This window comes from Planktosalinus sp. (assembly GCF_059864935.1).
Window position 1 is genome coordinate 1 of the sequence record NZ_JCBCCK010000234.1, and the last position, 8,538, is coordinate 8,538.

Below are 8,538 nucleotides of genomic sequence, written 5' to 3' on the forward strand. Positions count from 1 at the left end.
ATGGATTAAAAAAGGCTATCGCAACGGTGAAAATGACAATAATGTTTCGGCAACCGTTTCCATTAAACCCAATGAATGGGGCAAAGTGGGCGAATGGATGTGGCACAACAAATCGTCATACAACGGACTGAGCGTGCTTCCATTTGACAATGGAAACTATCAACAAGCACCATTTACCGATATTACCAAAGAAGAATTTCAAAAAATGGAGTCAAAACTCCACAATATCGATTTGCGCAACGTCCTTGAATATGAAGATGAAACCGACCTTAAGGCCGAAGCTGCCTGTGCCGGTGGTGGATGCGCTGTAGTATAGTAAATAGTGGGTAGAGGTGAGTGGTGAGTTGGTTTTTCAACTCACCTCTAATTACTCACCTCTATTCACTTTTTTTTGTACGTTTGTATTATGTTTTCAAAAGCTTGTGAATACGGCATTCGTGCCACTTTGTATATCGCCGCGCAATCGCTGCAGGGCAAGCGCGTGGTACTGCCTGAAATTGCACGTGAAATAGACTCTCCGGTAGCTTTTACTGCAAAAATACTCCAACAGCTTGCTAAAAATAAGCTTGTGCAATCCAATAAGGGTCCCAATGGCGGGTTTTCCTTTTCAGAAAAGGATTTGGAACGCATCAAACTCAAAGATTTGGTTTTAGCTATTGATGGCGATGGTCTTTTTACAGAATGCGGACTTGGTCTTAAATCTTGTGATGAAAATTCCCCCTGCCCCATTCATCACACTTTTAAACCCATCCGAACACAAATCATCACTATGATGGAAAACACTTCGCTTAAAGACCTTTCACAGCAAGTCGAGTCTGGCAATACCGTGTTGAAAATTTAATTTTACTGCTTTTGTTTACTTAAAATGATGCTTACTACATCATCTAAGGTCCTGATTTTTTCCATATCATCGTTGGATAGTGCAATATCAAAAGCATCTTCCACATCGAGAATGATGTCCACCAAATGTGAAGAATTGATATTCAACTCTTTAGTCAGGTCACTTTGAAAATTGATGTGTTCTTTTGAAACATCTTCAGGCAGATAAGCAGAAATGATGGTTTCCAGTTTTGTATAAATAATTTCTTTAGTCATTGATTTTTCTTTTAAATATAACACAGGCATTGACATCTCCAAAGCCAAAACTTGCTTTTATGGCATAATTTAATTCAATTTCTTTTCGCTTTCGCGGAATACATTCCGCTGCAATTATTTTAAGAACCTCAGGGTGAATTTCCTCACAATTGACATTTGGAAACAAAAACCCTTCTTTCAATTGAATTACTGTGGCCACGGCTTCAACACTGCCCGAAGCACTCAGGCAATGCCCGGTCATTCCTTTCAGGGAATTGATGTAAGGAAAGTCGTTTCCATTTTGCCCCAAGGCTTCGCTCCAGTTTTGAACTTCTTCAGCATCTTTGGTCGTTGCGGTTAAATGACCGTTAATGGTATCAATCATTTTTCCGGTGATTTTTGCATCATTTAGGGCGTTTTTAATGCATTGTTGCACAGCTTTTGGATTTGGGGCCGTCATACTTCCGCCGTTTTTTTGTCCGCCGCTATTCACGGCAACACCTACGATTTCGGTATAGATGGTTGCATTTCTTTCCAAAGCACTTTCCAGGCTTTCCAGAACCAATGCTCCGGCTCCGCAACCGGGTACAAAGCCTGAAGCAGTTGCACTCAAGGGTTGTGAAGCTTTTTCAGGTTGCTCGTTAAACTTATGGGGCAAAATGCGCAAAGCATCAAACCCTCCCCAAACATAAGGTCCGCCGTCACTGGTGCTGCCTGTAAGCACACGTTTGGCTTTACCGGATTTTATCCGCTCATAAGCCAGAACAATTGCTTCGGTTCCTGTGGTACAGGCTGACGAATTGGACGTTACCATATTTCCCAAGCCTAGCATTCCGCCCAGATAAGCGCTCGCTCCGCTGCTCATGGTTTGCTGCACAGAGGTGCTGCCCAATCGCCTAACATTTCCGGCATCAATATGATTGATGCTTTCCCTGAATTTGGCAACTCCAAGATTTCCGGAACCAAAAATAGTTCCTGAGTCAAAATCGACTCCATCATTTTTAACATTCAAACCGGCATCTTTCCAGGCGTCGATTCCCGCGATAACACCGTATAGAATCCCGTCGCTGTTGAAGTTTTTGAGTTGGGGCCCTGTAAAATACTCCCTTTTTAAATCTTCCGAAATTTCAGGCATTCCTCCAATTTGGCAGGAAAAATTCAATGCTTTCAACTCTTCAAAATATCGTATTCCGGATGTTCCGTTTTTCAAGGCAGCCGTAAAAGCATCAAGACCTACCCCGTTGGGAGCAACAACCCCCAAACCGGTAACCACAACCCTGATATTGCTTTTCTCTGAATGCATTTTATTGGATCATTCCGCTTAAAACTCCTTGACAAACCAATTCGTTTTTTGAATTAATCATCTTAACCTTACACTTTAACTTATTAAACCTAAAGTATACTATTTCAGACACTACTGTGATTTTTTCATTTGGGTAAACTGGTATTAAAAAATCGATTTCACTCGAACTTAGTGCTATGTTGCTTTTTATGGTTAATTCGTTTTTATCAGATTTCGAGACCAGATAAATACCTTGGCAAACCAACCCGATTTGAGCCATGCATTCTAATAAAATAACACCTGGGGTTATGGGGTTTTCTTTAAAGTGTGAGGCATAAAAATATTCATCCTTCTTGAATTGATACTGCCCTGTAATTCCGGTTTCAGAAACCTCGTTGATCGAATCTACAAAGAGAAAATCGGTTCCATAAGGCAAATGTGCTATGATTTCGTCTTTAGTCATCTATTTTAAACTTTCGCCCCCATCAGCTTTTATAATGGCTCCGTTGATCCAGGCTGCTTCGTCCTTGCATAAAAGATAGACCACGTTTCCAATATCTTCAGGAGTGGTTAAGCGCTTAAACGGGTTTTTCTTTAATGAGATTGCTGTGTATTTATCACTCCCTGGAATGGCACGCAACGCAGGAGTATCCACTGCTCCGGCTTGAATGCAATTGGTCGTGATGCCCAGTTGCGCAAACTCTACGGCCATATTTCGTGTAATGGCTTCCAGAGTGGCTTTGGCAGCTGAAACTGCAGCATAATATGGCCAGGCTTTGGCATTTCCTTCGCTGGTAAATGACACCACACGAGCTGATTCACTAAACATATTTCGGTCAATGAGCGCATGCGTCCAGTCATACAAGCTAATGGCCATAGCATCTATCGTGATGTGAAAATCTGAATTATTTAAAACATCAATGTCATTTGAGTGCATGGGCTTCAGGTTGCCTTTGGCGATGCTGTGAACCAAAACCCTCACCTTGCCTTCTTTTCCCATTGTTTGCAAGAGTGCATTCAAAATTTCATTTCTTGAGTCTTCTTTCAAAGCGTCTACGTTAAAAGAAATGAGATTGATTCCGCTTTCGCGAAAGCGTTCAAATTCTTCGTGTATTTTGGGAAGGTCTTCTTTTCGGTCGCGGTGAATGATGCATAAATTCATCCCCTCTTTAGCTAGCTTTTTTGCTGTTCCAAGACCTAATCCGCTGCTACCTCCTAAAATAACAGCCCAATAATTTTTATTTTTAAACTCCATCCATTACCATTTTAATAAAACCTGTTGGGCCGAAAACCCGGGTCCGAAACTCAATATCAATCCGTAATCATTATTTGCGATTTCCTTTTCCAGAAAACGTTCCAAAACATACAGTACTGTGGCACTGCTCATATTTCCAAAAAGCCGCAGTACTTCTCGGGTGTCGTCAATGTTTTTGCCCAATTCTTTGAAAAGGCTTTCTGTAATTTCAAGGATTTTTTTTCCACCGGGGTGAAAAATCATATGTTGAACATTCTCTATTTTAAGTTCATTTCTTTTTAGAAAAGGGTGTATAATTTCTGAAAAATGGGATTCGATTTGATTGGGAACGTCCTCATCAAGGATCATTTTGAGTCCGTCGTTGGTCAGGTCAAAACCCATAAAGTGTTCTGCATCATAAAAATGAAACATGGAGGAATCAACAATTTCCGGTCCTGTAGCATCTTCTTCAGAGGAAATCAAGGCGCAAGAGGCTCCGTCTCCAAAAATGGCTGCGCTTACAATGTTTGTCATTGAAAAATCATTGAATAAAAATGTGGATGCGGGGCTTTCAACCGCAATGATGGCAGCTCGTTTACCCGGATTGGCCATTAAAAATTGTCGGGCATAAATCAACCCTGAAACACCAGCAGCACAGCCCATCTCAGTCACCGGAAGCCGCACGATGTCCTGCCGCAATTTTAAACGGTTAATCAAGTAAGCATCCAGCGAAGGAATCATAATTCCGGTACAACTCACCGTAATGATATAATCGAGGGAATCTGCCTGCCAATGGGCTTTTTCCAATGCTTTTCTCAATACCTTTTCTCCTATTTTAATGACTTCGCGGGTGTAAATTTTATTGCGTTCTTCAAAGGATGTTTCAGTAAAAACTTCCAGTGGACTGACTAATGAATAGCGATGATCAACGCAAGCATTTTCAAATATTTTGATGGCTTTTCGCTTGAAACGGTCTTCTTGCCCATCCAGCCAGGTTTCCACAAACGGGATGATTTCCCTGGTTGATCGGGTATATTGTGGTAATTCTTTAGTGACTGTATGTATTCTGACTTGCATGTTTTTTTATTATCCATTGCCACCTGAAAGCCCATCTGTAATAGATCCAGTGGGTGCCATTGGGCAAGTTGAGAGCAAACTGTTTGAGGTCATTTTTTCTAAATCCATTGAGAATTGATGTTAATCCATCACTCTTGGCAATTTCGCTTTTTAAAAAAAAGAAACCAAATAGTTGAAACAACCTGTATGCAATTGTACTGCGTTGTAAATCGTTGATTACTATTCCTATTTTTGCCTGTTGGTTTGCTTTCCCTAAAATACTCATTATTTCAGAGTCTGAGAAGTGATGCAGTGTTAAAGAAAAGAGAAAAATATCTGCTGTTTTTTCATGAAACCGATTTGAAAAAATATCCAATACCTCAAATTGCACCTGACTGTTTTCTGGTGCTCTTTTATAGGCTAAAGCGATGCTTTTCAAGTTGATATCAAAGCCATTAAGTTTCCAATTTAAATTGTTTTTTTGGGCATATTTTTCACATCTGTATAGTATTTCACCGTCACCACAACCTATGTCGGTTATAACTACTTCCTGATCTGTTGGCAAATGTTTGGTTAATTGTATGATTCCGTCAAGCGTGATTTGGTTTCCGCCAAGTAGCCTGTTTACTGTATTAATATCTTTATAAGCTTGTAACAGTTCTGTCTCCCCGGTTTTGGGCGAATCCATTATCTCGCTAATATGGGCTCTATGCGTGGTATTGATAAACATATTACAGGGGTTTTCCGTGTGTTTTGGAAATTAAATTGGGGATTAAGTTAGGATTCCATTTCGCTAAATTCAAACCCAAGGTTAATAAAAAAGGGTGCATCATCACTTTTTGCAACAAGCTACCGTATTTTAATCTACTTGTAAAAGTGGCTTTCCACTTTTGGGTATAGCTGTTTTCAATGTCAGCTCTGGGTTTGTCGTGCTTTTCAATCAAGGTTTCAGCGAGTAATTTTGCAGCAGTAATTGCCATAGCCATCCCATTACCGCATAAAGGATGAATAAGCGACGCACTATCCCCCACCATAAAGATATGGTTTTCTACCGTTTTTTTTCTTTCGAAAGAAATCTGGCTGATGGTTAATGGTTTTTCAAAAACAGTTTCAGATTGTGACAGAAAGGTTTTTAAGTGCGGATTTTTCCCTAAAACCTGCTGTTCAAATTCGGTTAAATTGTTATGTGGTTTGAACACATTAGTTTTTGTAAGGTAACAGAGATTTACAAAACCGGTTTCCACTTGTGACAAACCGCAATAGCCACCGGAAAAATGATGCAGGGCAACCAGATTCTCCGGAAAATCTGCTTTGAAATGGGCTTTAACGGCCATCCATTCAGTTTTGTTACTGAAAAATTTTCTGTTTAAAGATTTATCCATATTGGAACGTTTTCCAAAAGCGCCAATCACATACTTTGCCTGAAACTGATTTTTGGACAAAGTTTTAATAGTGAATATTTCTTCTTTAAAATCTACATTTGTCACGGTATCCTGAATCACAGGCACTTTATTGTCCAGTTGCTTAAACAACAAAAAGTCGAGTTCATACCTGCTGATTCCAAATCCGCCTAAAGGCAATTTGATTTGAGCCTTTTTGCCAGAAGTATTTGACAGCTCTAAAGTGTCAATTTGTTTAGCTCCCGAAGCCACCGGGTCAACTCCCAAGTTGTTTAGATAAGGCAAAACTTCATTGGAAACATACTCCCCGCAAACTTTGTGATGGGGATATTCATTTTTTTCTATAAGTACAACTTTGTAATTGCTGTTTGTGAGATGCAATGCTGATGTAAGGCCCGCTAGCCCACCTCCAATAATAGCGATGTCGTAATAATTTTCCATTTGCTTAAATATATGTCTTTTTGGTGTAAACAGAATTCTTTGTGTTAAGGGTTTTCTATAGTATTTTACAAAAATCATAAACAAGATAAAAAGGTCTTAATTTATTCTTATCTTTGCCAAAATAAACTATTATGGTGGACAGAGCATATTATGTAAGAAAAGAAATTAACCGTTTGCGAAAGGAAAAGAATGCTATTATTCTGGCACATTATTATCAGGATGAAGCCATACAGGATGTAGCAGATTTTGTGGGCGACAGTCTGGAATTGGCACGAAAAGCAGCCCAAACCGATGCTGACATCATTGTTTTTGCCGGGGTGTATTTTATGGCAGAAACAGCTAAAATATTAAACCCTTTTAAAAAAGTACTCCTACCCGACCCGCTTGCCGGTTGTTCACTGGCTGATGGTTGTTTGCCCAAGGATTTTGCAGCCTTTAAAGCAAAATTTCCGGACCATAAAGTAGTTACTTATATCAACACATCTGCCGAAATCAAAGCGATGAGTGATTATGTTTGTACTTCTTCCAATGCTGAGAAAATCATTCGTTCCATACCTGAAGACCAACCACTAATTTTTGCTCCAGATAAAAATCTAGGTGCTTATTTAAACAAGGTTACCGGAAGGAATATGGTGCTGTGGGAAGGCAGTTGTATTGTTCATGAGGCCTTTTCGCTTGAAAAACTGATCGATCTGGTTGTTGAATATCCTGATGCTGAAATCGTTGCACATCCCGAGTCTGAAGATGCGATTTTACGAATTGCGCATTGCATAGGCTCCACTTCACAAATGCGAAACTACATCAAGAACAGTTCAGCAGATACTTTTATTGTTGCTACCGAAGTGGGCATTCTTCATCAACTAAGCAAAGAAGTACCTGACAAAAAACTCATTCCAGCACCGTCTCAGGAAGATAATAGTTGCGCTTGCAGCGAATGTGCCTTCATGAAACTGAACACACTTGAAAAAGTCTATCGCTGCCTGCGCGATGAAAAACCTGAAGTCCAAGTTGACAGTGCCCTTGCACTTGAAGCTTTAAAGCCCATTGAAAAAATGCTTCAATTGTCTTAAGATGAAAACAGACGTACTCATTTTAGGTTCAGGTATTGCAGGATTGGCGTTTGCCATAAAACTGGCAGAGCGAAGACCGGATGTTGCTATTACTTTAGTTACGAAATCAGACCAGTTTGAAAGCAACACCAAATACGCTCAAGGCGGAATAGCTGCTGTAATGGACAATGTGCACAGTAGTTTTGAATCCCATATTAGCGACACCCTCAAAGCCGGAAAAGGATTTTCAAATATTCAAACTGTGCGTTTGGTGGTTGAAAAAGCTCCTAAACGACTTCTGGAATTAATTGAATGGGGAACAAACTTTGATAAAACTACAGACGGCAACTGGGATTTCAGTCTTGAAGGCGGTCACAGTGTAGCGCGTATCCTGCATCATAAGGACCAAACTGGACTGGCGCTGGAAAAAGCATTATTGCAACAACTCAAACGTTTTAAAAACATTTCGTTTCAGACTGAATTGTTTGCCACTGAGCTACTCGTCCAAAACAAGCGTTGTTACGGCGCACGGTTTCTGGATAAAGAAGAACAGTCGTTTAGCATTCTATCGAAAATCACCTACCTGGCCACTGGTGGCAGCGGACAGGTATTTTCCAAAACTACAAATCCTTTAATTGCCACAGGCGACGGACTCGCTATGGCTTCTCGTGCCGGTGCTTCAGTTGAGCATTTGGGGTTTTATCAGTTTCATCCCACGGCCTTGGCTGCTGAAGACAGTAACCCTGTGTTTTTGATTAGCGAAGCACTCCGCGGATTTGGCGCTCACCTCATCAATCACAAAGGAGAGCGATTTTTATTCAAACAACATCCGGGTGGTGAGCTCGCCACCCGCGATATCATCTGTGACGCCATTTTTATGGAAATGCAACATAGCGGCTTCGATCACGTTTTGCTGGATTGTCGTCATCTGGAAAGAGAGGGACTCATAAAGCATTTCCCAAACATCATCAATCAGTGTAAAATATGGGGTATTGATTTATA

11 protein-coding genes are annotated in these 8,538 nt (G+C 40.4%); 4 read left to right on the plus strand and 7 right to left on the minus strand.

The window, feature by feature from the left end; all coding sequences use genetic code 11:
- Together AC6F75_RS08145 and AC6F75_RS08150 are read left to right on the plus strand one after the other, a co-directional pair.
- The coding region (locus tag AC6F75_RS08145) for a hypothetical protein (RefSeq protein ID WP_500714507.1) at window positions 1-316 on the plus strand (316 nt) is incomplete at its 5' end.
- A 90-nt stretch (window positions 317-406) separates the two neighbouring features.
- Window positions 407-841, plus strand: a complete 435-nt coding sequence (locus AC6F75_RS08150; RefSeq protein ID WP_500714508.1) for an Rrf2 family transcriptional regulator — start codon at window positions 407-409, stop codon at window positions 839-841.
- A gap of 2 nt (window positions 842-843) precedes the next feature.
- Here the strand turns inward: AC6F75_RS08150 and AC6F75_RS08155 are convergent, their stop codons facing one another.
- The 7 genes from AC6F75_RS08155 to AC6F75_RS08185 are packed head-to-tail and all read right to left on the minus strand — an operon-like array spanning window position 844 to window position 6,487.
- The gene (locus AC6F75_RS08155) at window positions 844-1,095 is read right to left on the minus strand and encodes a phosphopantetheine-binding protein (protein ID WP_500714509.1); all 252 of its coding nucleotides are present in this window, start codon (window positions 1,093-1,095) and stop codon (window positions 844-846) included.
- Entirely contained in the window at window positions 1,088-2,377 is a 1,290-nt protein-coding gene (locus tag AC6F75_RS08160; protein WP_500714510.1) for a beta-ketoacyl synthase N-terminal-like domain-containing protein, read from the minus strand. The genes AC6F75_RS08155 and AC6F75_RS08160 overlap by 8 nt, the downstream gene beginning before the upstream one ends.
- A 1-nt stretch (window position 2,378) precedes the next feature.
- Window positions 2,379-2,819: an ApeI family dehydratase gene (locus AC6F75_RS08165; RefSeq protein ID WP_500714511.1), complete on the minus strand. Its 441-nt coding sequence runs from the start codon at window positions 2,817-2,819 to the stop codon at window positions 2,379-2,381.
- Window positions 2,820-3,611, minus strand: a complete 792-nt coding sequence (locus AC6F75_RS08170) for an SDR family oxidoreductase (protein WP_500714512.1) — start codon at window positions 3,609-3,611, stop codon at window positions 2,820-2,822.
- Between the two features lie 3 nt (window positions 3,612-3,614).
- Entirely contained in the window at window positions 3,615-4,667 is a 1,053-nt protein-coding gene (locus AC6F75_RS08175; RefSeq protein ID WP_500714513.1) for a 3-oxoacyl-[acyl-carrier-protein] synthase III C-terminal domain-containing protein, read from the minus strand.
- Window positions 4,639-5,376 (minus strand): methyltransferase domain-containing protein, encoded by a 738-nt coding sequence (locus AC6F75_RS08180; protein ID WP_500714514.1) that lies wholly within the window; start codon window positions 5,374-5,376, stop codon window positions 4,639-4,641. Before AC6F75_RS08180 ends, AC6F75_RS08175 begins: the two co-directional genes overlap by 29 nt.
- 1 nt (window position 5,377) lies before the next feature.
- On the minus strand, window positions 5,378-6,487 hold the full coding sequence (locus tag AC6F75_RS08185) for an FAD-dependent oxidoreductase (protein ID WP_500714515.1): 1,110 nt from the start codon (window positions 6,485-6,487) through the stop codon (window positions 5,378-5,380).
- Between the two features lie 131 nt (window positions 6,488-6,618).
- On the opposite strand from AC6F75_RS08185, the gene nadA reads away from it, so the two are divergent.
- Window positions 6,619-7,557, plus strand: a complete 939-nt coding sequence (gene nadA / locus AC6F75_RS08190; RefSeq protein WP_500714516.1) for a quinolinate synthase NadA — start codon at window positions 6,619-6,621, stop codon at window positions 7,555-7,557.
- A gap of 1 nt (window position 7,558) precedes the next feature.
- The coding region (locus AC6F75_RS08195) for an FAD-binding protein (protein WP_500714517.1) at window positions 7,559-8,538 on the plus strand (980 nt) is incomplete at its 3' end.

What these genes read in the sequence shown, in the direction of transcription:
- AC6F75_RS08150 (WP_500714508.1), top strand. Translation starts at nt 407, where the DNA reads ATGTTTTCAAAAGCTTGTGAATACGGCATTCGTGCCACTTTGTATATC.
- AC6F75_RS08155 (WP_500714509.1), bottom strand. Translation starts at nt 1,095, where the DNA reads ATGACTAAAGAAATTATTTATACAAAACTGGAAACCATCATTTCTGCT.
- AC6F75_RS08160 (WP_500714510.1), bottom strand. Translation starts at nt 2,377, where the DNA reads ATGCATTCAGAGAAAAGCAATATCAGGGTTGTGGTTACCGGTTTGGGG.
- AC6F75_RS08165 (WP_500714511.1), bottom strand. Translation starts at nt 2,819, where the DNA reads ATGACTAAAGACGAAATCATAGCACATTTGCCTTATGGAACCGATTTT.
- AC6F75_RS08170 (WP_500714512.1), bottom strand. Translation starts at nt 3,611, where the DNA reads ATGGAGTTTAAAAATAAAAATTATTGGGCTGTTATTTTAGGAGGTAGC.
- AC6F75_RS08175 (WP_500714513.1), bottom strand. Translation starts at nt 4,667, where the DNA reads ATGCAAGTCAGAATACATACAGTCACTAAAGAATTACCACAATATACC.
- AC6F75_RS08180 (WP_500714514.1), bottom strand. Translation starts at nt 5,376, where the DNA reads ATGTTTATCAATACCACGCATAGAGCCCATATTAGCGAGATAATGGAT.
- AC6F75_RS08185 (WP_500714515.1), bottom strand. Translation starts at nt 6,487, where the DNA reads ATGGAAAATTATTACGACATCGCTATTATTGGAGGTGGGCTAGCGGGC.
- nadA (WP_500714516.1), top strand. Translation starts at nt 6,619, where the DNA reads ATGGTGGACAGAGCATATTATGTAAGAAAAGAAATTAACCGTTTGCGA.